Raw genomic sequence first — 23,387 nt, forward strand, 5'->3', positions numbered from 1 at the left:
AATTCTGTGTGCATTGAAATATTCAATCCGACATCAGCGGATATATCGAACAATATGTCTGCCTGTTCCGATGTTTACACGGATATATCTTTGTTGGCTGTTACTTCAGCCCACCAAGCTTGCAGATATACGCCCATTCCTCGGGCTTGACCGGCTGGACCGACAGGCGCGCGGCCTTCACCAGCACCATGTCCTTGAGCTTGGGATCGGCCTTGACCTGTGCCAGCGTCACGGGCTTGGGGACGTCCTTGACCGCCTTCACATCGACGAGCCCGAACTTGCCGGTCTCGTCTGTGGGATCGGGGCGATATTCGCCGATGACGTCCACGATCCCGACGATCTGCTTCTCGTCGCCCGTGTGATAGAAGAAGCCGAGATCGCCCTTCTTCATCGCCTTCATATGCCCTGCCGCCTGATGGTTGCGCACCCCGCTCCACGGCTCGCCCTTGGCGCCGCGCTTTTTCTGCATCTCCCAGGAGAAGGTGTCGGCTTCGGTCTTGAACAGCCAATAGGCCATGGCACCCTCCGTCAAAGCTTGGCGTCGCAATGGTTGAACGTCGCCTTCCACGGCCGCACCTCGGAATGGGCGAACAGCCCCGCCTTCACATAAGGATCGCCGGCGTGCCACGCCTTCGCGGCAGCGAGATCGGCGGCTTCGAAGATGATGAGGCTTCCCGCCATCTCGTCCTTCGCGTCGAGGAAGGGGCCGCCCAGGCGGATTACGCCGGTCTCGCGGGCATAGGCGAAATGCGCCTCGCGCGTCGCCAGGCGCAGGGCGAGCGCATTTTCCTTGTCGATGGCCGTGACGACGAACAGCATATGGGTCTTCCTTCAATTCGATCCCGCCCTTTAGGGAGGATCAAGTCCGTGCGTCAATCTCGCCAGCAACACAGGCCGCAGAACGGTCCACACCTTGCGTTCCCAGTCCTTCTCGCCGGCCGCCTGATAATGGATGCCTTCGGGGTCGCCGCGAAGGACAAAGTTGCGGTCGCTGAGCGGCGCGGAGTCGATGAAGGCGCAGCCCTCGCCGCGCACCGCGCGTCCGACATCGGCGACGAACCGCGCATAGTCCGCTTCGGGCTTGGTCTTGAGCGCGGCCTGCGGCGGGCCGATCCAGATGCAGCGGCTGTGTCCGTCGGCGATCGCGTCCGCGAGGCGCCGGGCCTGCGCCAGATAGGTGTCGTAGAAGGCGCGGAAGGCGCCGGGCCGCGCCGTCAGCATGTTCGAGCCGAGCGAGACGATGGTGATCCGGGGCTTCACCCGCGCGACATAGTCGCCGAGCGCCAGGTAGCGGACCCGTCCCGGCCGGTCGAGCGGGCCGTGGTCGCGGGCGCAGTCGCCGGCGCCGTTGCAGCTGCGGATGCCGCAATAGGAAACGCCGCCGCGCATCCAGGTGGTGACGTCGGAACCGCAGGTCCAGAAGCTCCAGACGGTAAGCGGCCTGCCGCTGTGCGGGTCGGGCTCGGTGGAGAGCGAGCGATAAAGCTGGGCGCCGAAATAGCCGAGGCTTTCCGAATCACCGATCAGGAGGACGTCGGCGGGACGGATCCAGGCGTCGTCGACGATATTGGGATTGTCGGTGCGGTCCGGCTTCTCGCGCCCGGCCGCGGGCAGGAGCGCGCACAGCGCGACGACGCCCGCGACCAGCGCGCGGCCCCAGATCTTCTGCATGAGCCCCCACAAGCTCCAATTCACTCCGGCCTCAGCGGCCGGGACATCAATTTTTCCAAGGCCGCGCCCGCCGGCAAGGTACCGTCGAGCACGGCCGCTATCGCCTGCGCGATGGGCAGCTCGACGCCGTGCCGCTTGGCGCGCGCCACCAGCGCGGGCGCGGTCGCGACGCCTTCGGCCAGCGGCGCGCCGGGCGCGCGCAGTTCGTGCAGCGTTTCGCCGCGCCCCAGCTTCAAGCCGAAGGCGAAATTGCGCGAGGATGGGCTCGACGCGGTGAGCACCAGATCGCCGAGCCCCGACAGGCCCATCAGGGTCTCGGGGCGCGCGCCCATCGCCTCGCCCAGGCGCAGCAATTCGGCGAAGCTGCGCGCCAGCAGTGCGGCGCGGGCGCTTTCGCCCAGGCCCAATCCGTCGGCGATGCCGCAGCCGATCGCGTAGACGTTCTTGGCGGCGCCGCCCAGCGCCACACCAGTGAGATCGTCGCTGGCATAGGGCCGGAACTGCGCCTGCGCGAGGCTGGCCTGCAAGCGCTGTGCGATCTCGATCTGCGCCGCGGCGATGGTGACGGCGGTCGGCAAGCCCTTGGCGACGTCGCGCGCGAAGGACGGGCCGGAAAGGATCGCCGGCACGCCGTCCGGCGCCGCCTCGCGCAGCACTTCGGTGAGCAGCAGGCCGCTGCCGCGCTCGATCCCCTTGGCGCAGAGCAGGAGCGGGGTGCCGGGCGCGACGTGCGGGGCCAGCTGCGCGAGCACGGCACGCAGATGCTGCGCCGGAACCGCGATCAGCAGGGCGTCGGCACGGCAGGCCTGGGACAGATCGGCGGTTGCCGCCAGCGTCGCCGGCAGGGGAATCCCAGGCAGATAACGCGTATTGTCATGGCTCCGGTTGATCGAATCGACGACGGCCGATTCCCGTGCCCACAGGAGGGACTTCCGCCCCGCCTGCGCCGCGACCAGCGCCAGGGCCGTCCCCCAAGCGCCACCTCCGATTGTCGTGATGGCGCTGTAAACCATTGGCATTCCGGAACTTTTTTCCACAATCGGAGTTCCCGTCCTCGGTAAGAAGATTGAACGATTTGTTGATTATTCAGAAATCGTCATTATCTTCTCCGGTACAAGAAGAAATTGCGCTTGGGTAGGGAACTGCACATGGCCGAAAAACACTCCGTCCGGGACTGCATCGTCGAAGCCGCGAAGAAACGATTCTCGCATTTCGGCTACGCCAAGACCACGATGGCCGAGGTCGCGGGCGACTGCGCGATGTCGCCCGGCAATCTCTATCGCTTCTTTCCCGGCAAGCTCGACATCGCCGAGGCGATCGCGACCGAGGATTACACCAAGCATCTGGAGCACCTGCGCAAGCTGGCCGTGGCGCCGGGCAGGAACGCCCGCGAGCGGCTGCACGACCTGCTGTTCGAAGAGCTGCGCCGCACCTATCACAAGCTGGAGAAGGATCCGCGCGCCCTCGACATGGCGCGGGTGATCAGCCAGGAGCGCCCGACCTTCGCCAATTGGATGCTCGAGAACGAGCGCAAGATCCTCGTCGAGTTGATGGTCGAGGCCGAGCGCCGCGGCGAGTTCACCATTGCCGACAAGGAATTCACCGCCGAGATGGTGCAGTCCGCCACCATGAAATTCCGTTATCCGCAGCTATGGACCAAGCTGACGCTGCCCAAGCTCGAGCGCGAGCTGGAGGGGGTGATGAATCTCCTGATCGATGGCCTCTGCCCGGTCCATGCCGCGGAATGCCGCAACGCCTCGCGTCAGGCGGCGGAGTAGCGCAGCCACGCGTCGCCCTTCGAGGCTCCGCCTCCGGCGGAGCACCTCGGGGTGGCGCTCCGGGTTGATCCCGAAGCACCTCATATCTCGTCATGCTGAGGTGCGAGCCGAAGGCGAGCCTCGAAGCACGCACAACGGCACGCCTAGCTCCGGCCACAAACCCCGGCTAAGAAGCGCCATGCGCCGCTTCCTCCTCGCCGTCCTCATCGCCGCCGCCTCGCCGCTCCTCATGGGCGCGGGGCAAGTGGCGCCGCAGCGCCATCTCGATTTGAGCGAAGCCGACCGCGCCGAACTCGATGCCGTCAGCGCCTATCTCAACGGCATCGCCACGCTCAAGGGCGGCTTCATGCAGCTCGATCCCAGCGGCAATGTCGTCGAAGGCGCGTTCTACATCTCCAAGCCCGGCAAGATGCGCTTCGAGTACCGGCCGCCCTCGCCGACGCTGATCGTCGCCGACGGCAGCACGGTCGCGGTCGCCAACAGGCGGTTGAACACCGTCGACCGCTATCCGTTGAACGACACGCCGCTCAGCCTGATCCTGAACAACACGGTCGACATCCGCCACGATCCGCGCCTCCTGAGCGTCAGCCACGCCCAGGGCAGCCTCGTGATCTCGCTGCGCACCAGCCAGAATCGCAGCAATGCGAATATCGCGCTGGTGTTCTCCGAGCCGGAATATGAGTTGCGGCAATGGAGCGTCGTCGACAACCAGGGCCTGACGACGACGGTGGCGGTGCGCAACCTGCAGCCCGGTGCCGTGCTGCCGGCGTCGCTGTTTGTGCTCCCCGACAAGAATTCGCTGCGTCGCCACCAGGATTAGTGCCATGCGCAGACCCGTCGTCGGCTTTCCCTGCGACCGCCGCATGGTGGGCAAGCACCCGTTCCACATGGTCGGCGAGAAATATATCGAGGCGGTGCGCCAGGGCGCGGGCGCCACGCCGGTCCTGCTGCCGGTGCTCGAGCCGCCGGTGCCGCCCGACGATCTCCTTGCCGCCGTCGACGGCTTTCTCTTCACCGGCTCGCCTTCCAACGTGGCGCCGCAACTCTATGGCGGGCATCCGCCGCGCGACAGCGTGCTGCAGGACACCCATCGCGACGCGACGACCATCGCCGTGCTGAAAGCCGCGATCGCCGCCGGCAAGCCGGTGCTCTGCATCTGCCGCGGCTTCCAGGAGCTCAACGTCGCGCTCGGCGGCACGCTGTTCCAGCACGTGCACGAAGTGCCCGGCCGCCGCGACCATCGCGAGAAGACGGAGGCCTCGCTGGCCGAGCAATACGGCCCGGCGCATGGCGTGACGGTGGAAGAGGGTGGGCTGCTCGCGCAATTGCTCCGTGAGCGGAGCTTTGCGGTGAACTCGCTGCATTCCCAGGGCATCGATCGCATGGCCGGCCCGCTGCGCCGCGAGGCGGTGGCGCCCGACGGCCAGATCGAGGCGGTCTCCATGCCGGACGCCGAGGGCTTCGTCCTCGGCGTGCAATGGCACCCGGAATGGGCATGGTCGGAAAACCCGGTTTCGCGCGCGATCTTCGCCGCGTTCGGCGACGCCCTGCGCGCGCATGCGGGGCGCTGAGGCCCGCTTTTTACGCTTTCCTAGTGTTTTGCGTGCGAGCCTGACGGACACGTCACGGCTGCCCACCCATGATCGACGCCGCCCGCTTGCTGGGCTTCGCCTTCGCGAATGCCGACTTCCTCTTCGAAGTCGACGTGAACGGCACCGTCACCTTCGCGACGGGCGCCGCGCGCGATTTCGTGAAGGACGGCGCCGTCGTGGGGAAGCCGGCCGCCAGGCTTTTCGCGACGTCGGAAACGGCGAAATTCGCGACCCTCAGCCGCTCGCTCGCCAAGGGCGATCGCGCGGGGCCGTTCCGGCTGAAGCTCGCGGCCGGTGCGGAGGTCGCGCTGTCGATGTTCCGTCTGCCCGACAACGGCAACCAGGTTTCCTGCACCTTCTCGAAACCGGGCGGCCGCGGCCTCGCCGCGCTCGACGCCAAGACCGGGCTTCAGACGCGCGACGGCTTCCTCGCGGCGGCATCGCAGCTGGCAGGCGAGGGCGACGCGCTTGCCCTCGTGAATCTTCCGGGCCTGCCGAAGCTGTGCGCGACGCTCAGCGAAGAGGATTCCGCCAAGCTGCTCGGCAATATCGGCGCGGCCCTGACCAAGGTCGGCGCCAAGGCAGCCGGACGGCTGTCGCAATCCAGCTTCTGCATCATCGCCGACGCGGTGGGCGGCATGCCCAAGCTCGCCGGCAAGATCCGCGCTGCCCTTGCCGAAAGCGGCGCCGCGGCGCTGGCCATCGAGGAGACGCTGGTCTCGCTCAAGGGGCGCGATCTTTCCGAAGCGCAGCGCGATCTCGTGATGCGCTATGTCGTCGACAAGTTCACCAGCGGGCAATGGAACGGCGACGCAGCGACCGATGCGGCGACGCAGTTCAACCGGATGCTGGAGGAGACCCAGGATCGCCTGCGCGCCCTGACCGAGACGGTCGCCGACCGCAGCTTCGGCGTCGTCTTCCAGCCGGTCGTCGACCTGAAGAGCGGCGAGACCTCGCATTTCGAGGCGCTCGCCCGCTTCGTAGGCGCCGCCACCGGCGAGTCCATCCAGTTCATCGAGGCGCTCGGCATCTCCGACGCGTTCGATCTCGCCGTCGCGGCGAAGATCGTCGCCGTCGTCGAAGCCAAGACTTCGCGGGATCAGCAGATCGCCTTCAACCTGTCGGGCAGGACGATCTGCACGCCGTCGAATTTCGGATTGCTGGCGGGTCTCTTGGCCCGCAAGCGCGCCTTGAGCGGCCGGCTCCTGATCGAGATCACCGAAAGCGCCGAGATCGCCGATCTGGATGCCGCCGCCAAGGCGGTGGCCGCGCTGCGCGAGCTCGGCTTCCGCGTCGGGCTGGACGATTTCGGCGCCGGCGCCGCGTCGCTCACCTATCTGCATGCGCTGCCGGTCGATTTCGTGAAGTTCGACGGCCGCCTGATCGCCAAGCTGGGGCAATCCCGGCGCGACGACGTGCTGCTGGGCGGTATGGTGAAGCTCTGCGCCGAACTCGGCATCGTCACGGTCGCCGAATTCCTCGAGACCGCCGAGCAGGTCTCCGCCGCCAAGGCGATGGGCTTCGATCTGGGCCAAGGCTTTTATTTCGGCGCCGGCACCGAAGACATTCCGGCCCCCGGCGTGAAGGTCGCTGCCAAGCGCAAGGGCGTAAAGGAAGTCTGGGGCTAGAATCCGTACGCAATTGGAGCGTTGATCCCCTGCCGTCATGGACGCCCGTGAGGCGCCCAAAGCAGGCCTCTGTTGGGTCGCATCGAAGCGCCAACACCGCTCGCAGCGAGCGATTTGACTTATAGTAAGCCGTAACTTACCGTTAGTCATGGCTTACAGAAATGCCCTTGAAGCGCTGGCCGATCCGACCCGCCGTCAGGTGTTCGAACGACTGCGCGCCGGCCCCTCGGCCGTCGGCAAGCTCGCGAACGGCCTGCCGGTCAGCCGCCCGGCGGTGTCGCAGCATCTCAAGGTGCTGAAGAAGGCCGGGCTGGTGCGTGAAGAGCAGGACGGCACGCGCCGCATCTACCGCATCGATCCGCACGGCTTGGCGCAGTTGCGGGCCTGGCTGGATCAATTCTGGGAGAGCGCGCTCGACGCCTTCAAGGCGGAAGCCGAAAAGGACACAGGGGAAGACGGCACATGAGCAAGACCATCGTCATCGCACCGGTGCGGAAGAGCCTCACCGTCAACGCCACGCAGGCGCGCGCCTTCGAAGTCTTCACCAACGGGATCGACCGCTGGTGGCCGAAGGGCCATTCCATCGGCGCCACGCCGCTGCGCAGATCGGTGATCGAGCCGCGCCAGGGCGGACGCTGGTACACCGTGCACGAGGACGGCAGCGAAGCCGTGGTCGGACACATGCTTGTGTGGGAGCCGCCCGTCCGCATCGTCTTCAGCTGGGAGATCGATGCGCAATGGAAGCCCGACGCGACCGTCGCGTCGGAGGTCGAGGTGACCTTCACGCCGGAAGGGCCGAACGTCACGCGCGTCGACCTCGATCATCGCGGCTTCGAGAGTCTCGGCCAAGAAGGTGGCGGGAAGATGCGTGGCGCGGTCGATGGCGGCTGGCCGGGGATTCTGGAATTGTTCAAGAGCGAAGCCGAACGCTGACTCGCAAAGAGGAGAACCGTCATGCATCGAATCTGTCATGTCGCGATGGGCCTGCTCGTCGCCGTCGCGCTGGTCTGTCCGGGCGCGCATGCCGCGGTGGCCGATTCCGCCGCGAACGGTTTCTCGGTGGCGGAGGCCGTCCATATCGCGGCGCCGCCGGAAAAGGTCTATGCCGCGCTGGTCGCGCCCGCGCGGTGGTGGAGTTCGAAGCACACCTTTTCGCGAGAGGCTGCGAATCTCACGCTCGATCCGCGCGCCGGCGGCTGCTGGTGCGAGACCCTGGCCGGCGGCGCCTCGGTGCAGCACCTCGTCGTGGTCTACGCCGCGCCGGGAAAGGCGCTGGTGCTGCGCGGCGCGCTCGGGCCGCTCCAGGGGCTGGGCGTCGACGGGGCGCTGACGATCCGGCTGACGGCGGCCGGCGACGGCACCGATCTCACCGCGACCTATAATGTCGGCGGCTATCTCAAGGACGGCCTCGCGAGCTGGGCCGCGCCGGTCGACGGTGTCCTCGGCGAGCAGTTCGCGCGCCTCAAATCCCTCGTCGAAACCGGCGCCCCCGCACCCAAGCCCTGAAAAGAGGGCGCCCAACGCCTGCCGGAAGAGGTGAAACCCGGCGCGTCCGCTGCTAGGCTCGCCGCATGACAGCCAAGCGCGCGCTTCTCGTGCTATGTGCGCGGATCGGGTTCAACCCTTGAAGTCCGCCGGCCGCGTGCGCGCGGCCGCCGCCTTCGCTTCGTTCCCCTTCAAGGAGTGCGCGCCCATGGCCCCGCATGGCAGCAATCAGACGAAACACTGGCAGGCCCTCGATGCCGCCCATCACATCCATCCCTTCTCCGACACCGCTGCCCTGAACAGGGAAGGCGTGCGCGTCATCACCCGCGGCGACGGCGTCTATCTGTGGGACAGCGAAGGCGAGAAGATCATCGACGGCATGGCGGGCCTGTGGTGCGTCCAGCTCGGCTATGGCAATGCCGAACTGGCCGAGGCCGGCTATGAGGCGCTGAAGGCGCTCCCCTATTACAACCACTTCTTCAAGACCTCGAACCCCTGGACGATCGAGCTCGCCGCCAAGCTCGCGACGCTGCTGCCGGACGGGCACGAACGCGTGCTGTTCGCCAATTCCGGCTCGGAGGCGAACGACACCGCGCTCAAGCTCATCCGCTACTACTGGAACCTGAAGGGGCGGCCGGAGAAGAAGATCCACCTGTCGCGCGACTATGGCTATCACGGCGTGACCATGGCGGCGGCTTCGCTCTCGGGCCTGACGCCGATGCATCCGCAATGGGACCTGCCCTTGCCCGGCTTCGAGAAAGTGCCGGCGCCCTATTGGTACGGCGCGAAGGCGGCCGGCTATGGCGACATCGAGCCGGCGGAGTTCGGCCTGCTGATCGCCGGACGCCTCGAGGAGAAGATCCTCGAGCTCGGCGCCGACCGCGTCGCCTCCTTTTCGGCCGAGCCGGTGCAGGGCGCGGGCGGTCTGATCTTCCCGCCGGCGACCTATTGGCACGAGGTGCAGCGCATCTGCGCCCGCTACGACGTCCTGCTGCATCTCGACGAGGTGATCACCGGCTTCGGCCGCACCGGCGAATGGTTCGGCGCCCAGACCTACCGCATCGCCCCCGACATCATGACGATGGCCAAGGGCCTGTCTTCCGGCTACCAGCCGATCTCGGCGATCTCGCTGGGCGCCCGCATGGACGAGACCTTGCTGAACGCCAATGAGGAACTCGTCCACGGCTTCACCTATTCCGGCCATCCGGTGGCGAGCGCGGTCGCGCTCAAGAATCTGGAAGTGATCGCACGCGACGGCCTGGTGCCGCGCGTGCGCGACGCCATCGGACCTTATCTCCAGCGCCGCCTGCGCGAGACCTTCGCCGACCATCCGATCGTGGGCGAAGTGCGCGGCATCGGCCTGCTCGCGGCGATCGAGCTCGTGCGTGACAAGGCGGAGCGCAGATTCTTTCCCGATCCGGGAACCATCGGCACGCTCTGCCGCAACTACTGCTTCAACGACGGTCTCGTCAGCCGCGCGGTTCGCGACACGATGGTGCTCGCGCCGCCGCTTGTCGTTTCGGAAGGCGAGGTCGAGGAGATCGTCGCCAAGCTGAAATCCGCGATCGACCGCACCGCGCGGGATTGCGGCAAGCTTTGAGGACGGCGATCACGTCGCCGTGCGTTGTCGGCGTCAGCCGTTCATCTGCCCGTCGCCAAGTCGCCCTTCGCGTCGTTTTCGCGGAATTCCGCGGCCGCTTGTGGTCAAATTTGGCCGTTGCAGATTTGCATCTGTCATTAAAAATAATTCGAAATCTGCTTTCAGCGAAAAAAATCTTGCAATGTGTGGCTTCAATGCATAGGTTGGACTCGAAGGAAGAACATCGCTCGGCAAGCACTGCCCCCCCGCTCGCAAGCCGGGTGACTTCCTTCGCGGTGTCGGTCATCCCCTCCCGACACCAGCGCGTAACAGCGCATCCGGCGCCCGGTTGGCCCCCCAACCGGGCGTCATTTTATCTGCGCGATACGCCGCAAGGTCAGGTTGATCCGCCCGCCGCCGGGGATCAGCGTCGAGCTGCCGCTCAATATCCGATCGATGCCGTGGAACATCCGCCGCGCCGGTCCGCCGAACACCAGGACATCGCCGGAGCTCAGCAGGATGCTCTGCGTCGGTCCCTTGCGGCTCTCGGCGCCGAAGCGGAACCGCGCCTCGTCGCCGAGCGACACCGAGACCACCGGCGCGTCCGCAGTCTCGTCGCGGTCCTGGTGCGCCCCCATCCTGGCACCGGCGCGATAGAGGTTGACCAGGCAGCATTCCGGCCGCGCGGGGCAGGCGGCGACGTCGTCCCACAGCGTGAGCAGCGGCGGCGGAATTGCCGGCCAGGGTTCCCGCGTCGCCGGATGCAGCGGCGCGTAGCGATAGCCCGCGATGTCGGAAATCCATCCCAGCGTTCCGAAATTCGTCTCCTCGACGGAGAAGGGCGTTCCCGAACGCGGCATCACGGGCTTGTAGAACGGCGCCTCGGCCACCCGCGCCAGCACGTCGTCCAATAACGCCGCCTGGCCGATGCGATCGAAATAGCCCCGCCACAGCAGCACGCCCGGCGCAAGCGCCAGCGGCTTCACCATTGCCATCTGCCGGCCGGCGAGCGCCGCTCGAAGATGCCCTTGAAGCTTCCGGCGAAATCATGCGCGACCAGCCAGCTGCGCAGCCGCTCCGGCGCATAGTTGTCGCGCACCCATTCACCGATCGGCCGACCGGCCGCGTCCTCCGCCGCGAAGGCGATGAACGGCCGCAGCCAGCGCTGGTGCTCCTTGGGGAAATGCAGATAGGGCCAGCGCGAGAACTGCCGCTCGGCCGCGGCGCGCGCCGCCCAGCCGCCGCGATGGATCAGGTAGAGCGCCGCCGCCAGGCTGGTGCGGTCCTGGCCGCCCGAGCATTTGACCAGGAACGGCTTGGGCGCGGCGTCGAACGCATCCAGCAGGGCCACCAGCATCGCCCGCGTGGGCAGGTGCCGGGAGTCGAGCACCACGTCGAAATGCGCGATGCCGCCCGCCTGCGTCACCCGTTTTTCCGTCCGCCACCAGCCATAGCCGGGATTGGGACCGCGCAGGTTGATCATCGCGCGGATGCCGTGGCGCCGCAGGAAGGGGCCCAGGAATCCGGCGAAGGCCTGTGCCGCGCGCGCCGCTTCGCGGGGCACGATCCAGTGGAAATTGTAGAGGACGTCGCCGGGGCCGCGCATGGCGGATATGTAGCGGCGCACGCTATCATCCGCAAACGCGAGGGAGAGGGTCGATGCGGCTGCGCACACTGATACGCCTGTGGATCTGGACGACGCTGCTGGCTTTTGCCGCCTTCGCGGTGCTGGGGACACTGGAAGGCCGGCTGAAGTCCGCCACCGGTTTCGGCGTGCTCGACCTGCAAGCGGCGCGCGATGCCTTTGCTTATAAGCGTGTCCTCGCCGCCTGGATCGCGCGCGGCCATGCCGCCACGGCCGGCTTCAGCCTCGGCTTCGACTATCTCTTCATGGCGCTCTACGCGATGGCGTTCTATTTCTCGGCAATGGTCGCGCGCGAAGCCTTCACGCCCAAGCGCGGCACGGCGCGGCGGTTCATGGATTATCTGGGCTATGTGCCGTTCGTCGCGGCCATCGCCGACGCCTATGAGAACGCGGTTGAGCTGTCCCAGCTGACCGGCACGCCCGACGACGGCAGCGCCGCCAGCGCATTTCTCGCGACCAACATCAAATGGGTCTGCTTCGCGGTCGGCGTGGCGCTGCTTGCTGCCGCGATCGCGGGCGTGATCAAGCTGTGGTGGCCGAAGAAAGAAGAGGAACAATAATCACCTCCCCGCAAGGGGGGTGATTAGCTGAGCGCCTTCCCCATCCTGATGAGCGGCACTTTCACGCCCTCCGGCGTATCGCTCTCGAAGGCTTCGATCTCGCGATAGCCGCAGGCGCGATAGAGCGGCAGGCCCGCCATGGTCGCGGCCAGCTCGACCCGGTTGAAGCCTTCGCGCGCCGCCGCCGCTTCGCACAGACTGAGGATCAGCCGTCCGACACCGCGGCGTGCAAAATCCGGATGGGTGTACATCGCGCGCACGCGGGCCGCGTCCCTGGCCGGGTCGAGGAGCGCTGCGTCGCGCCCCGCCGAATGGTCGCCGCCGAACAGCGTCGCGCGCCGGCTCCAGCCGCCGCAGCCCGCGATCCGGCCGTCGCTCTCGACGACGAAATAGGTACCGTCGGCGACGAGCTGGCTGTCGAGACCCATGATCGAGAACGATGCGGCGACCTGTTGCGGCGTCAGGAACGGCTTGAGGAGTTCGCCGATGGCGGCGTTCATCAGCGGTTTCAGGACGGCAAGGTCGGCGGCGGTGGCGAGTCGGTGGGTGAAGGGCATGGCGGCGCCTTTTTACCTCCCCGCAAGGGGGAGGTGAAAGGAGCCTCAAATCCTGAACGTCAGATCCACCGAGCCGAACTGATCGGGCGACGGCTGGGTATCGAACTCCTTGGTCCGGAAGACATGGGTGAAGGACAGCCGCGCGCCGCCGAGCTGCACCGCCGCGCCGACCTGCACGTCGCCGACCAGGATGCGCTTGTCGACGCTGCGGCTGGTCTCGAAGGTGTTGCCGTCGAGGAAGATGTTGCGCCCCACCGCGCGCCCGTCGACACCGCCGAAGAGATAGGCGCTGATCGCGCCGTTCGGCTCGAAGAAGCTGCTGCCCGGCAGGCTTGGCTCCAGCCGCGGCGGACCGAAATCGTCGGGCAGGTTGATGCCCACCCGCGCCATCGCGCCGGCGTTCAGATAGTCATACGCATTGCCTGCCGCGAAGCCGATATGCGGCTCCAGGTCGAAGAACAGCCCGAACACCGATTTCGGCGGAATGAGCTTCCAGCTGCGCTCGTAGAAGACGTTGGCGATCGGCTCGCCGCGCAGCTGATAGTGCCAGCCCAGCGCCTTATGGTCGCCGATGACCGTGTGCACCCAGTTCTGCGCGTCTTCCGCCAGCGAGGACGGCCCGACGATGCCCAGTTCGAGCTGCGCCTGGTCGAGATGGGTGTCGGACTTCGAGAGGATGCCGAGGCCGACATAGAGATAGCCGGCGTAAGGCCGGTCGGTAGGGTCGGGCACGACCAGCCCGGTGCGCCGCGGCGTGAAGATGTCCTGTCCCAGCTGATAGTTCGTGCGCACTTCGCCCTTGGCGCCGAAGAAGGGCAGGTGATGCGCGAAATTCTCCAGCCAGCCGGGGGTGTCCTGCGGCGCGGTCGTGTAGGACAGCGCGATGCCGTTGGAATAGTGCTGGTCGGTGTTGAAGAAGATGTCGTTCTCGAACTGGAGCGACAGGGCACCGGAGCGCGTGTCGGCGGGGTCTTTCGCGGCGGCGGCCTGCGGCAAGCCGGCCGCCAGCATGGCCAGTGTGGTACCGAACAGGATTTTACGCATATGAGAGCCCCTTCGCGTTCCTTCGGGAACGTCGCTGACAAGCTGTCGGTTGCCTGCCCGGTCATTTCGCCGCGCCTCTAGCTGTTGGTCGGCGCTCCGGTGGCTTCCCCGAGCGAGGGCTGTGGGGTCGGATCGCGCATGTCCTCGGGCGCGGCCGGCGGCGCATTCGCCGCCTGTGCCAGACGGGCGAACCACCCGCCCTGTCTCGCCAGTTGCTGGGGCGGCCCGCTCTCCGCGACCAGACCGGCGTCCAGCACGATCACCTGGTCGGCATCGCGTACCATCGAGTAGCGATGTGCGATGACCAGCGTCGTGCGGCCCCGGCGCAGCGCCGCGATCGCCTTGCCGATCTCCTGCTCCGTCGCGTAGTCGAGATTGGCCGTCGCCTCGTCGAGCAGCAGGATTTTCGGCGCTCCGACCAGCACACGCGCGATCTGCACCCGCTGGCGTTCGCCGACGGAGAGGCCGAGGCCGCGTTCGCCCACTTGCGTCCGCAAGCCTGGCGTGAAGCGCTCCAGCGCCGGACCGAGACCCGCTCCCAGTGCCGCGCGCTGGACATCGGCGTCGGAGGCTTCGGGCCTGGTGTAACGGATGTTGTCGGCCAGCGTGCCGCTGAACAGCGCGCCGTCCGCCGTGACGACACCGATCTCCCGGCGCAACGCTGCCGGTTCGACGGTGTGGAGCGCCACACCGTTCAGCAGGATCTCACCCGATGAGGGCTCGTAGAGCCGCAGCAGCAGATCGGCCGTGGTGGTCTTGCCGGCGCCGGACGGTCCGACGATGGCCGTCACCTGGTCACCCCGCGCCAGGAAGGACACGCCGCGCAGAACCTCGCGCTCCGGCGCATAGCCGAAGCGCACGTCGCGGAATTCCACGCTGCCGTCGCCGTGCGGGAACGGCACGCCGCCGGCTTCCTCCTCGCCGGTCGCCAGCAGCACCGCGGCGCGCCCGATCTTCGCGAAGCGGTCCTGCAGTGCGGTGATCGCGCTGGTGAGCTGATCGATGGGATTGTAGATGAGATCGAGATAGGCGACGAACATCACGACGTCGCCCGGCGTGAGCTGGTGCGTGAGCACCTTCCAGCCGCCATAAGCCAGCACCAGCGCCTGTCCGACATGCACGCAGGCCACCTGCCAGAGCAGATAGCGGTTTTGCACCTGGACGCGTTCGAGATGATCGCGGAACGCGGCGCCGGCGACGCCGTCGAAGGCCCGGACGTGCTGCGCCTCGGCGCCCGCGAGCTTGACCGTCTTGATCGCGCCCAGCGGTTCCTGGATCGCGGCGCCCACCGTCTCCCAGCGTTCATAGTAGTCGTCGAGCCCGACCTGGAAGCGGCGTGCCATTCGGCTGGAGATCCACAGATAGGCAGGCAGGGTCGCGAGCGCCACGAGGGTCAGGGACCAATGCTGCGTGATCATGATGGCGAAGGCGCCGGCAACGCGCGCGAATTCCGGAAAGATGTCCTTGGCCAGCGTCGTAATCACCGGCGAAACCTGGTCGGTCAGGTCGACCTGCTTGGCGATGGCGCCGCTCGACCGGTTCGAGAAGAAACGCAAGGGCAGGTGCAGCACATGGCGCAGGGCCTGCACCATGATGCCTTGCTCGATCGCCGAGCCGGTGCGCGCGGCGAGATTGTCGGCGGCGAGCGCAAAATAGCGCGAGCCGAGATTGACCAGCAGCAACAGGCCGATCGCCAGGAACAGCGTGCGCGCCGCTTGGTCGGGCGTGCGTGGCTCGACATGGCCGCGGCGATGCGCATGGCTGGTGTCGATCGCCACGCTGGGGTCGTCGAGCGCATCGCGCGTCGCCGAGAAGACATAAAGGCCCGACAGGTCGTTCACCACGACCCGATAGACCAGCGGCTGAATCAGGCTGGCGCTTGCGCCGAGGAAGGCGAACACGACGACCCGGGCCAAGGCGCGCCGGTTCCGCCGAATCCAATCTGCCAGCAACCGCAGCGCGGGCGAACGCGCCGCTCCGGCAGCGGCCAGCTCGCCGGTATCGCTCACAGGGATGTCGCGGGCTTTCGCATCCGGTGAATCCTTACAAGAAGTTCATCGGATCGCCATGCGCATCTCTCCGGATGCGGTCTGTGACCGAATCCGCCTTCCGCGAGATCATGCCTTGACCCGGGAACGCCCCTCAGTATATTGCGCGGCTCCCGAAGAATCCCGGTTCTTCAGGAAAACACTCATTTTCAAGGACTTAAGGTCATGTTCGCGGTTATCCGCACCGGCGGCAAGCAGTATAAAGTGGCCAAGGACGATGTCCTGACCATCGAGAAGGTCGTCGGCGATGTCGGCTCGACCCTCATGATCGGCGAAGTCCTGATGCTGGGCGGCGACAATCTCCAGCATGGCGCGCCCCTCATCGCGGGCGCCTCGGTGGCCTGCGAGATCCTGGCCCAGGGCAAGGGCGAGAAGGTCATCGCCTTCAAGAAGAAGCGCCGCAAGAACACCCATCGCAAGCGCGGTCACCGCCAGCCCTTCACCAAGGTGAAGGTCACCGGCATTTCCGCAGCCTAAGTTTCGAAGGACTAGTCGCATGGCACACAAGAAAGCAGGCGGTTCCTCGCGCAACGGTCGCGACTCGAACCCCAAGATGCTCGGCGTGAAGCTGTTCGGCGGCGAGAAGGTCGCCGGCGGCAACATCATCGTGCGTCAGCGCGGCACCAAGTTCTGGGCCGGCGAAGGCGTCGGTATGGGCAAGGACCATTCGCTCTTTGCACTTACCGACGGTCAAGTCGCGTTCCGCCAGGGCTACAAGCGTCGCACCTACGTATCGGTGATTAATACGACGAACCCGGCGGCGGCGAAGATCGCGGCGGAATAGGCGGCTGAAGACATAGGCCGCCAAGAAATTGGCGGCCCGTTATCAGGAGGGAGATGGTCCGCCATCTCCCTTTTTTGTCCCTCCGCCCGGAGGGACGTGCCATGTGCCTATTGGAAACCGACAGACTGCTGTTACGCCGACCCGAGCGGCGCGACATTCCCGCACTCGTGCCGCTGGCGAACAACTACGAGGTCGCCAAGAATCTCTCGAAGCTTCCCCACCCCTACACCGCGCAAGATGGTGAGGATTTCGTGGCGCATGCGGAAGAGAAGCGGGCCGCCGGCACGGATTTCAACTTCGCGATCACGCGGAAACCCGACGGCGTATTCATGGGCGGCATCGGCCTGCATCTGAAGGATGGTGCGTTCGAGTTCGGTTACTGGCTCGGCCAGCCTTATTGGCGGCAGGGTTATGCGACCGAGGCGGCTCAGCGTCTCGTCGCCTTCGCGTTCGAGGATCTCAAGGCGGAATCGGTGTGGGCCGGCTGGTTTCACGACAACCCGCGCTCGGGACATGTGCTGGCGAAACTCGGCTGCGTGCCCAGGAGTTTCGAGAAGCGCCACTGCCTCGCCCGCGGCATGGACATCGGCTGCAACACGGTGACGTTGAGCCGCGAGGCATTTCTGGGCAGGAGGGCGGCATGAGCTTTCACCCGACGACCCAGCGCCTGATCCTGCGCGCCCCGATGATGGCGGACACGACCGCCATCGTCGCCATCCTGGGCGACTACGAGGTGGCGAAGAACCTGGCGCAGGTTCCGCACCCCTTCATGGAGCGGGATTTCCACGACGCGCTGCAAAGGGACGCGGCCGAGCGCGAAAAGGGCGACTGCCATCGCTTCGCCGTCACGCGGGCGATGGACGGTGCCCTGATCGGCCTGTGCGCGGTCGAGCGCATCGCCGGCGGAATCTGGGACTTCGGCTACTGGTATGGCAGGCCCTATTGGGGCCAGGGCTATGCCACCGAAGCCGGCCGCCCGATCCTGCGTTTCGCGTTCGACGATCTGGGCGCGGAAATGCTGATGGCGGGGTGGTTCTTCGACAACCCGGCCTCGGGCCGGGTGCTCGAAAAGCTCGGCTTCGAGACGGTCGGGACGATGCAGCGAAACTGCGTCGCCCGGGGCTGCGAGGTGCTCTCCAACCGCGTCCTGTTGACGGCAGAGCAATTTGCGCGAAAGAAGGCGGCATGAAACGGGACTTCACGCGCCGGAACGGGTTCGCATCATGAAATTTCTTGATGTGGCCAAGGTCTATGTCCAGTCGGGAAACGGCGGCAATGGCTGCGTCGCGTTCCGGCGCGAGAAGTTCATCGAATATGGCGGTCCCTGGGGCGGCAATGGCGGCCGCGGCGGCGACGTGATCGTCGAGGCGGTCGACCACCGCAACACGCTGATCGATTTCCGCTTCCAGCAGCATGTCCGCGCCAAGAACGGCGAGCCCGGCATGGGCAAGGAGATGACCGGCGGCCATGGCGACGATGCCGTCATGAAAGTCCCGCCCGGCACGCAGGTCTATGAAGAGGACGGCGAGACCCTGATCGCCGATCTCGCGACCACCGGGCAGCGTTTCCGGCTGCTGCGCGGCGGCAATGGCGGCTTCGGCAACGCGCATTTCAAGAGCTCGACCAACCAGGCGCCGCGCCATGCCAATCCGGGCCAGCCGGGCGAAGAGAAGACCGTCATCCTCAAGCTCAAGCTGATCGCCGATGCCGGGCTGATCGGGATGCCCAATGCCGGCAAGTCCACCTTCCTCTCCCGTGTCTCCGCGGCGCGGCCGAAGATCGCCGACTATCCCTTCACCACGCTCGAGCCGCAGCTCGGCGTCGTGAAGATCGACGAGACCGATTTCGTCCTCGCCGACCTGCCCGGCCTGATCGAGGGCGCGCATGAGGGCGTCGGTCTGGGCGACCGCTTCCTCGGCCATGCCGAGCGCTGCAACGTCATCCTGCACCTGGTCGACGGCACCGAGACCGCGATCGCCAAGACCTACAAGACCATCCGCGCCGAGCTCGAAGCCTATGGCAACGGGCTGGAGGCCAAGCCGGAGATCGTCGCGCTCAACAAGAGCGACGCGATCCCGAAGACGGCGCTCGCGAAGAAGCAGGCTGCGCTGGAGAAGGCTTGCGGCCATAAGGTGTTCACGATCTCGGGCGTCTCGGGCGACGGGGTGGAAGACGTGCTGCGCGCCATCGCGAAGGAAATCGTCAAGCGCCGCGGCAAGCCGGTCGCGTCCAAGCGGGCGGAGAAGAAGGCGTGGGCGCCGTGACGCCGATGTTCCTTGCGGCCCATCCCTCGAGGCTCGCCGCCGCGCCGCGGCGTCGAACGCCTCAGGACGACGCTTGTGTATTGCATGCCTCCCCTCTCGTCATGCTGAGGTGCGCCGCGAAGCGGAGCCTCGAAGCACGCCCGGATGCCGGCGATGTCTGATCCCTTCGCGTCCGCCAAGCTCGTCGTCGTGAAGGTCGGCTCGGCGCTGCTGGTCGATGCCCAGAGCGGCACGCTCCGGCGGGACTGGCTGCGCTCGCTCTGTGCCGACGTCGCGGCGCTCAAGCGCGAAGGCAAGGGCGTGCTGCTCGTCTCGTCCGGCGCCATCGCGCTCGGGCGCCGGGCCCTGAAGCTCAAATCCGGCGCCCTCAGGCTCGAAGAGAGTCAGGCCGCCGCCGCCGCCGGCCAGGTGCGGCTCGCCGAGGCCTATGCCGACATCCTCGCCGGCGAAGGCATCGCCGCAGCGCAGATCCTGCTGACGCTCGGCGATACCGAGCAGCGCAACCGCTATCTCAACGCCCGCGCCACGCTCAACACGCTGCTCGATCTCGGCGCGGTCGCGGTGATCAACGAGAACGACACCGTCGCGACGGCGGAGATCCGCTACGGCGACAACGACCGGCTCGCGGCGCGCGTCGCGAGCATGATGGGCGCCGACCGCCTGGTGCTGCTCTCCGATGTCGACGGCCTCTACAGCGCCGACCCGAGCCGGGTGCACAATGCGCAGCACATTCCCGAGGTGCCCGCGATCACGCCGCTGATCGAATCCATGGCCGGCGAATCCGTGTCCGGCCTCGGTCGCGGCGGCATGGCATCCAAGATCGCCGCCGCGAAGATCGCCACCGGCGCGGGCTGCGACGTGATCATCGCGATCGGCAAGACGAACAACCCGGTCGCGGCGATCCGCCAGGGTGCGCGCCATACGCGCTTCGCCGCCTCGGGCACGCCGGCCCAGGCGCGCAAGCGCTGGATCGCGGGTGTGCTCAAACCCGAAGGCGCCCTGATCATCGATGCCGGCGCGGCGCGCGCTCTGTGCGACGGCAAGAGCCTGCTGCCCGCCGGCATCCGCCAGATCGACGGCCGCTTCGAACGCGGAGACGCGGTGGTGGTGAAGGACGCGCAAGGCCGCGAGATCGCGCGCGGGCTCTGCGCTTACGGCGCAGCCGACGCCGAGCGCATCGCGGGCAAACGCACCGCCGAGATCGAAGCCATCCTGGGCTATCGCGGCCGCGACGAGATGATCCACCGCGACGACCTCGCGCTGACGGTGACGGCGGAATGAACGCGCCGGTCTCGCTCGCGACGGAGATGCAGGCCTTGGGCGCCGCCGCCCGCGCCGCCGCACGCGCGCTGCGCGAAGCGTCCACGGAAACAAAGAACAAGGCACTGCGCGCCGCCGCCGCCGCGATCCGCGCGCGCGGGAGCGATATCCTCGCCGCGAATGCGCAGGACCTCGCCGCGGCGAGCGGCTTGACGCCGGCACTGCGCGATCGCCTGCTGCTTGACGCCAAGCGCATCGAAGCGATGGCGGCCGGCGTCGAAGCCGTCGCGACGCTGGCCGATCCGGTCGGCCGCGAACTGGCGCGCTGGCGCGTGCCCAGCGGCCTCGACATCGCGCGCATCGCCACGCCCATCGGCGTGATCGCCATGATCTATGAGAGCCGTCCCAACGTGACGGCCGATGCCGGCGCGCTGGCGCTCAAATCCGGCAACGTCTCCATCCTGCGCGGCGGTTCGGAATCGGCGCGCTCCTCGGCCGCGATCCATGCCGCGATGCTCGAAGGGCTGCGCGCCGCCGGCTTGCCGGAGGCCGCGATCACCCGTGTACCCACCACCGACCGTGCCGCCGTCGGCCTGATGCTCGAAGGGCTGGACGGCGCCATCGACCTCATCATCCCGCGTGGCGGCAAGGGGCTCACGGGCCGCGTCATGGCGGAGGCGCGGGTGCCGGTGCTCGCGCATCTCGAAGGCATCTGCCACGTCTATCTCCATGCCGCGGCCGACGCGGCCAAGGCGCGCGCCATCGCGGTGAACGCCAAGATGCGCCGCACTTCGGTCTGCGGCTCGGCGGAGACGCTGCTGATCGACCGCGCGATCCTCGCGACGCTTGGCGTCGCCGTGCTCGGCGATCTGGCGCAAGCCGGCTGCGAGATCCGCGGCGACGCGGCGGTGCGCGCCGTCTTCCCCGCCGCCAAGCCCGCCGCCGAAGCCGACTGGTCGACCGAATATCTCGACGCGATCATCGCCGTGAAAGCGGTCGACGGCGTCGAGGACGCCATCGCCCATATCGAGCGTTACGGCTCGCGCCATACCGAAAGCATCGTCACCGAAGACGCCGCGGCCGCCGAGCATTTCCTGGCCGCGCTCGATTCCGCCATCGTGCTGTGGAACGCCTCCACCCAGTTCGCCGACGGCGGCGAGTTCGGCATGGGCGCGGAGATCGGCATCGGCACCGGCAAGCTGCACGCCCGCGGCCCGGTCGGCGTCGAACAGCTCACCACGTTCAAATACGTCGTGCGCGGCACGGGACAGATCCGGCCATGAGATTCCACTTCGGCAGCAAGCCGCATCTCGAACGTCCGCATGCCAACTGGGTGCGCCCGCCCGGCCCGGTCGCGCCGGGCCTGCGCATCGGCCTGCTCGGCGGCTCGTTCAATCCGGCGCATGAGGGCCACCTGCATGTCAGCGAAGTGGCGCTGAAGCGGCTCGGCCTCGACTATGTCTGGTGGCTGGTGACGCCGCAGAACCCGCTGAAAGCCCGCAGCAGCATGGCGCCATTGGCCGAACGGGTGCGCAGCGCCAGGCGCGTCGCGCGCCATCCGCGCATCGTGGTGATGGATATCGAACACGATTTCCGCACGCATTACTCCTTCGACACGCTGTGCGCGCTGCAGAAGCGCTTTCCGCAGCTCGATTTCGTCTGGCTGATGGGCAGCGACAATCTGCAGATCTTCCGCCGCTGGCATCGCTGGCAGGAGTTCGTCCAGCGTGTCCCCATCGCGGTCGTCCAGCGCCCGGGAACCGTGATGGCGATGCTCGCGGCCAAGCCGATCCAGCGGTTCGGCCGGTCGCGGGTCGAACGCGGGCTCTGCACGACCTGCACGCCCGCCATCACCATCCTGGACGGCCGGCGCAACCCGCAAAGCGCCACCGCGATCCGCGCATCGCAGCGCTTCGCGGAAGGCTTTGTCGGCGCCCTGCCCACATGATAGACAGGGGCGCAATGGAGTGCGAACACTGACCGCCAAGACCAAGACAAAGGCGCCGCCCAAGAAGGCCGCCAAGGCGCCTGCCAAGAAGAAAGCCACCGCCAAGAAGCCGGTTTCGAAGAAAGCCTCGCTGAAGAAGGCGGCCAACCAGCCGCTTTATCATGTCGACGAAGCGCTGCTCGAGCGCATCAAGGCGTCGCTCGAGGACGACAAGGCCGAGGACATCGTGACCATCGACATGGCCGGCCGCTCCTCCTTCGCGGACGCGATCGTGATCGCGACCGGCCGCTCGTCGCGTCATGTCGCCTCGATCGCAGAACATCTGGCGCGGCGCCTGAAAGATGCCGGCTACGGCACGCGGCCGGTGAACGGTGCGCAACAAGGCGACTGGGTCCTGGTCGACGCCGGCGACGTCATCGTCCACGTCTTCCGCCCCGAAGTGCGCGAATACTACAACCTCGAAAGCATGTGGTCGGTCGAGGAACCGCAGCGCTCGCGGGCTTGAGCCGATGCGTCTCCACATCCTCTGCGTCGGTTTCGGGCGCGGCACCCAGGAGGGCGCGCTGACCGACGATTTCGTCGGTCGCGCGCTGCAGATGGGCCGCCGCCTCGGCTTCACCGCGGTGACTTGCGAGGAGATCGCGGTCTCCAGGGACCGCGAGCTTAAGAAGCGCATGGAGGACGAGGCTGAGCGTCTCGCCCGCCGCGTGCCCGAGGGCGCGCATGTCATCCTGCTCGATGCCAAGGGCAAGGGCATGACCAGCGAGGATTTCGCCGAGATGCTGGGGGCGCTGCGCGACGCGGGCACCCGCGACCTCGCCTTCGTGATCGGTGGTCCGGACGGCCTTGCGCCGCTCCCCGGCAAGAAGGCCGGCCGCAGCCTGGCCTTCGGGCCGCAGACCTGGCCGCACCTGATGGTGCGCGCGATGCTGAGCGAGCAGATCTACCGCGCCCTGACGATCCTGGCGGGACATCCGTATCATCGGGCGTAGCGCGTGCTTCGAGGCCCGGCTTCGCCGAAGGCGAAGCCTCGAAGAACCGTCCTAACCCTTCCTTAACCACAATCCGCGATGCTCCTGTGTCGCAATGGGACGGGGCCCCATGGAGATCAACGGACCGAAAAGGATCGAGACTGCGGCTGTGCGCCGTGCGGGCCGGCCCGCGAGCGGCGCGGGCGGCGCGTTCCATGTCGCCGATGCCGGCGAAGCGCGCGGCAGCGTGGTCGCCGGCCCCGGCCCGATCGGCGCGCTCGACTCCATCCTGATGCTGCAGGGCCTCGACGATTCCACCGACGGCAAGTCCAAGGCCGCGGCGCATGGCGAGAAGCTGCTCGACATGCTGGACGAGATTCGCGACGGGCTCCTGGCCGGCGGCGTGCCGCGCACCACGCTCAACCGCCTGGCGAACGCGGTGACCCGCCGCCACGACCAGTTCAACGACCCCAAGCTGCAAGGCGTGCTCGACGAGATCGAGCTCAGGGCCCATGTCGAGATCGCCAAGCTCGAGATGATGGACCAGAGGGTGGCGTAAGATTCGCGCGCTAT

At 67.2% G+C, this 23,387-nt stretch carries 29 protein-coding genes; 20 read left to right on the forward strand and 9 right to left on the reverse strand.

Features of this window, described 5'->3' with window-relative positions; genetic code table 11:
- Nucleotides 1–100: 100 nt before the first annotated feature.
- From WDM91_20700 to WDM91_20715, 4 genes are read right to left on the reverse strand one after another with little or no spacing between them, the layout of a single operon-like run.
- Nucleotides 101–517: an EVE domain-containing protein gene (locus tag WDM91_20700; GenBank protein MEI9997027.1), complete on the reverse strand. Its 417-nt coding sequence runs from the start codon at nt 515–517 to the stop codon at nt 101–103.
- 11 nt (nt 518–528) lie between these two features.
- A complete protein-coding gene (locus WDM91_20705; GenBank protein MEI9997028.1) occupies nt 529–819 on the reverse strand; it encodes a YciI family protein in 291 nt (96 codons plus the stop codon).
- 30 nt (nt 820–849) lie between these two features.
- Complete coding sequence (locus tag WDM91_20710) at nt 850–1,671, reverse strand: SGNH/GDSL hydrolase family protein (GenBank protein ID MEI9997029.1); 822 nt, start codon at nt 1,669–1,671, stop codon at nt 850–852.
- 20 nt (nt 1,672–1,691) lie between these two features.
- A complete protein-coding gene (locus WDM91_20715) occupies nt 1,692–2,684 on the reverse strand; it encodes an NAD(P)H-dependent glycerol-3-phosphate dehydrogenase (GenBank protein MEI9997030.1) in 993 nt (330 codons plus the stop codon).
- Nucleotides 2,685–2,819: 135 nt separating this feature from the next.
- Here WDM91_20715 and WDM91_20720 point away from each other — a divergent pair, with 135 nt between their 5' ends.
- The 8 genes from WDM91_20720 to WDM91_20755 all read left to right on the forward strand — a co-directional run bounded on the left by WDM91_20720 (nt 2,820) and on the right by WDM91_20755 (nt 9,754).
- Entirely contained in the window at nt 2,820–3,449 is a 630-nt protein-coding gene (locus tag WDM91_20720) for a TetR/AcrR family transcriptional regulator (protein ID MEI9997031.1), read from the forward strand.
- Nucleotides 3,450–3,627: 178 nt separating this feature from the next.
- Nucleotides 3,628–4,269: an outer-membrane lipoprotein carrier protein LolA gene (locus tag WDM91_20725; protein ID MEI9997032.1), complete on the forward strand. Its 642-nt coding sequence runs from the start codon at nt 3,628–3,630 to the stop codon at nt 4,267–4,269.
- Nucleotides 4,270–4,273: 4 nt separating this feature from the next.
- The gene (locus WDM91_20730; GenBank protein MEI9997033.1) at nt 4,274–5,020 is read left to right on the forward strand and encodes a gamma-glutamyl-gamma-aminobutyrate hydrolase family protein; all 747 of its coding nucleotides are present in this window, start codon (nt 4,274–4,276) and stop codon (nt 5,018–5,020) included.
- A 68-nt stretch (nt 5,021–5,088) separates the two neighbouring features.
- Entirely contained in the window at nt 5,089–6,669 is a 1,581-nt protein-coding gene (locus tag WDM91_20735) for an EAL domain-containing protein (GenBank protein ID MEI9997034.1), read from the forward strand.
- A 148-nt stretch (nt 6,670–6,817) separates the two neighbouring features.
- Complete coding sequence (locus WDM91_20740) at nt 6,818–7,135, forward strand: metalloregulator ArsR/SmtB family transcription factor (protein MEI9997035.1); 318 nt, start codon at nt 6,818–6,820, stop codon at nt 7,133–7,135.
- Nucleotides 7,132–7,602 carry an SRPBCC family protein gene (locus WDM91_20745; GenBank protein MEI9997036.1) on the forward strand — a complete coding sequence of 157 codons (471 nt, stop codon included), beginning with the start codon at nt 7,132–7,134 and terminating at the stop codon, nt 7,600–7,602. Before WDM91_20740 ends, WDM91_20745 begins: the two co-directional genes overlap by 4 nt.
- 21 nt (nt 7,603–7,623) lie before the next feature.
- On the forward strand, nt 7,624–8,175 hold the full coding sequence (locus WDM91_20750) for an SRPBCC family protein (protein ID MEI9997037.1): 552 nt from the start codon (nt 7,624–7,626) through the stop codon (nt 8,173–8,175).
- Nucleotides 8,176–8,362: 187 nt separating this feature from the next.
- Nucleotides 8,363–9,754 (forward strand): aminotransferase, encoded by a 1,392-nt coding sequence (locus tag WDM91_20755; GenBank protein MEI9997038.1) that lies wholly within the window; start codon nt 8,363–8,365, stop codon nt 9,752–9,754.
- A gap of 347 nt (nt 9,755–10,101) precedes the next feature.
- Here WDM91_20755 and WDM91_20760 read toward each other — a convergent pair whose 3' ends face one another.
- Nucleotides 10,102–10,722 (reverse strand): alpha-ketoglutarate-dependent dioxygenase AlkB, encoded by a 621-nt coding sequence (locus WDM91_20760; protein MEI9997039.1) that lies wholly within the window; start codon nt 10,720–10,722, stop codon nt 10,102–10,104.
- Nucleotides 10,716–11,360 (reverse strand): hypothetical protein, encoded by a 645-nt coding sequence (locus WDM91_20765; protein MEI9997040.1) that lies wholly within the window; start codon nt 11,358–11,360, stop codon nt 10,716–10,718. Before WDM91_20765 ends, WDM91_20760 begins: the two co-directional genes overlap by 7 nt.
- A gap of 32 nt (nt 11,361–11,392) precedes the next feature.
- Here WDM91_20765 and WDM91_20770 point away from each other — a divergent pair, with 32 nt between their 5' ends.
- Complete coding sequence (locus tag WDM91_20770; GenBank protein MEI9997041.1) at nt 11,393–11,938, forward strand: hypothetical protein; 546 nt, start codon at nt 11,393–11,395, stop codon at nt 11,936–11,938.
- 23 nt (nt 11,939–11,961) lie between these two features.
- Here the strand turns inward: WDM91_20770 and WDM91_20775 are convergent, their stop codons facing one another.
- From WDM91_20775 to WDM91_20785, 3 genes are all read right to left on the reverse strand, one after another.
- Complete coding sequence (locus WDM91_20775) at nt 11,962–12,495, reverse strand: GNAT family N-acetyltransferase (protein MEI9997042.1); 534 nt, start codon at nt 12,493–12,495, stop codon at nt 11,962–11,964.
- Between the two features lie 45 nt (nt 12,496–12,540).
- Entirely contained in the window at nt 12,541–13,539 is a 999-nt protein-coding gene (locus WDM91_20780; protein MEI9997043.1) for a lipid A deacylase LpxR family protein, read from the reverse strand.
- A gap of 77 nt (nt 13,540–13,616) precedes the next feature.
- Nucleotides 13,617–15,548: an ABC transporter ATP-binding protein gene (locus WDM91_20785; protein ID MEI9997044.1), complete on the reverse strand. Its 1,932-nt coding sequence runs from the start codon at nt 15,546–15,548 to the stop codon at nt 13,617–13,619.
- Nucleotides 15,549–15,752: 204 nt separating this feature from the next.
- On the opposite strand from WDM91_20785, the gene rplU reads away from it, so the two are divergent.
- The 11 genes from rplU (at nt 15,753) to WDM91_20840 (ending at nt 23,373) form a co-directional block, all read left to right on the forward strand.
- Nucleotides 15,753–16,064, forward strand: coding sequence for a 50S ribosomal protein L21 (gene rplU, locus WDM91_20790; protein MEI9997045.1), 312 nt, complete (start codon nt 15,753–15,755; stop codon nt 16,062–16,064).
- A 19-nt stretch (nt 16,065–16,083) separates the two neighbouring features.
- A complete protein-coding gene (gene rpmA / locus WDM91_20795; GenBank protein ID MEI9997046.1) occupies nt 16,084–16,371 on the forward strand; it encodes a 50S ribosomal protein L27 in 288 nt (95 codons plus the stop codon).
- 101 nt (nt 16,372–16,472) lie between these two features.
- The gene (locus tag WDM91_20800; GenBank protein MEI9997047.1) at nt 16,473–17,015 is read left to right on the forward strand and encodes a GNAT family N-acetyltransferase; all 543 of its coding nucleotides are present in this window, start codon (nt 16,473–16,475) and stop codon (nt 17,013–17,015) included.
- Entirely contained in the window at nt 17,012–17,560 is a 549-nt protein-coding gene (locus tag WDM91_20805) for a GNAT family N-acetyltransferase (protein ID MEI9997048.1), read from the forward strand. The genes WDM91_20800 and WDM91_20805 overlap by 4 nt, the downstream gene beginning before the upstream one ends.
- Before the next feature lie 34 nt (nt 17,561–17,594).
- The gene (obgE, locus tag WDM91_20810) at nt 17,595–18,635 is read left to right on the forward strand and encodes a GTPase ObgE (protein MEI9997049.1); all 1,041 of its coding nucleotides are present in this window, start codon (nt 17,595–17,597) and stop codon (nt 18,633–18,635) included.
- Between the two features lie 153 nt (nt 18,636–18,788).
- The gene (proB, locus tag WDM91_20815) at nt 18,789–19,916 is read left to right on the forward strand and encodes a glutamate 5-kinase (protein ID MEI9997050.1); all 1,128 of its coding nucleotides are present in this window, start codon (nt 18,789–18,791) and stop codon (nt 19,914–19,916) included.
- The gene (locus tag WDM91_20820) at nt 19,913–21,178 is read left to right on the forward strand and encodes a glutamate-5-semialdehyde dehydrogenase (GenBank protein MEI9997051.1); all 1,266 of its coding nucleotides are present in this window, start codon (nt 19,913–19,915) and stop codon (nt 21,176–21,178) included. The genes proB and WDM91_20820 overlap by 4 nt, the downstream gene beginning before the upstream one ends.
- A complete protein-coding gene (gene nadD, locus WDM91_20825) occupies nt 21,175–21,843 on the forward strand; it encodes a nicotinate (nicotinamide) nucleotide adenylyltransferase (protein MEI9997052.1) in 669 nt (222 codons plus the stop codon). Before WDM91_20820 ends, nadD begins: the two co-directional genes overlap by 4 nt.
- A gap of 19 nt (nt 21,844–21,862) precedes the next feature.
- Nucleotides 21,863–22,348 carry a ribosome silencing factor gene (gene rsfS, locus WDM91_20830; GenBank protein ID MEI9997053.1) on the forward strand — a complete coding sequence of 162 codons (486 nt, stop codon included), beginning with the start codon at nt 21,863–21,865 and terminating at the stop codon, nt 22,346–22,348.
- Between the two features lie 4 nt (nt 22,349–22,352).
- The gene (rlmH, locus tag WDM91_20835) at nt 22,353–22,835 is read left to right on the forward strand and encodes a 23S rRNA (pseudouridine(1915)-N(3))-methyltransferase RlmH (GenBank protein ID MEI9997054.1); all 483 of its coding nucleotides are present in this window, start codon (nt 22,353–22,355) and stop codon (nt 22,833–22,835) included.
- Nucleotides 22,836–22,944: 109 nt separating this feature from the next.
- Nucleotides 22,945–23,373: a flagellar assembly protein FliX gene (locus WDM91_20840; GenBank protein ID MEI9997055.1), complete on the forward strand. Its 429-nt coding sequence runs from the start codon at nt 22,945–22,947 to the stop codon at nt 23,371–23,373.
- Nucleotides 23,374–23,387: the final 14 nt, after the last annotated feature.

The organism is Rhizomicrobium sp., assembly GCA_037200385.1.
Lineage (GTDB): Bacteria > Pseudomonadota > Alphaproteobacteria > Micropepsales > Micropepsaceae > Rhizomicrobium.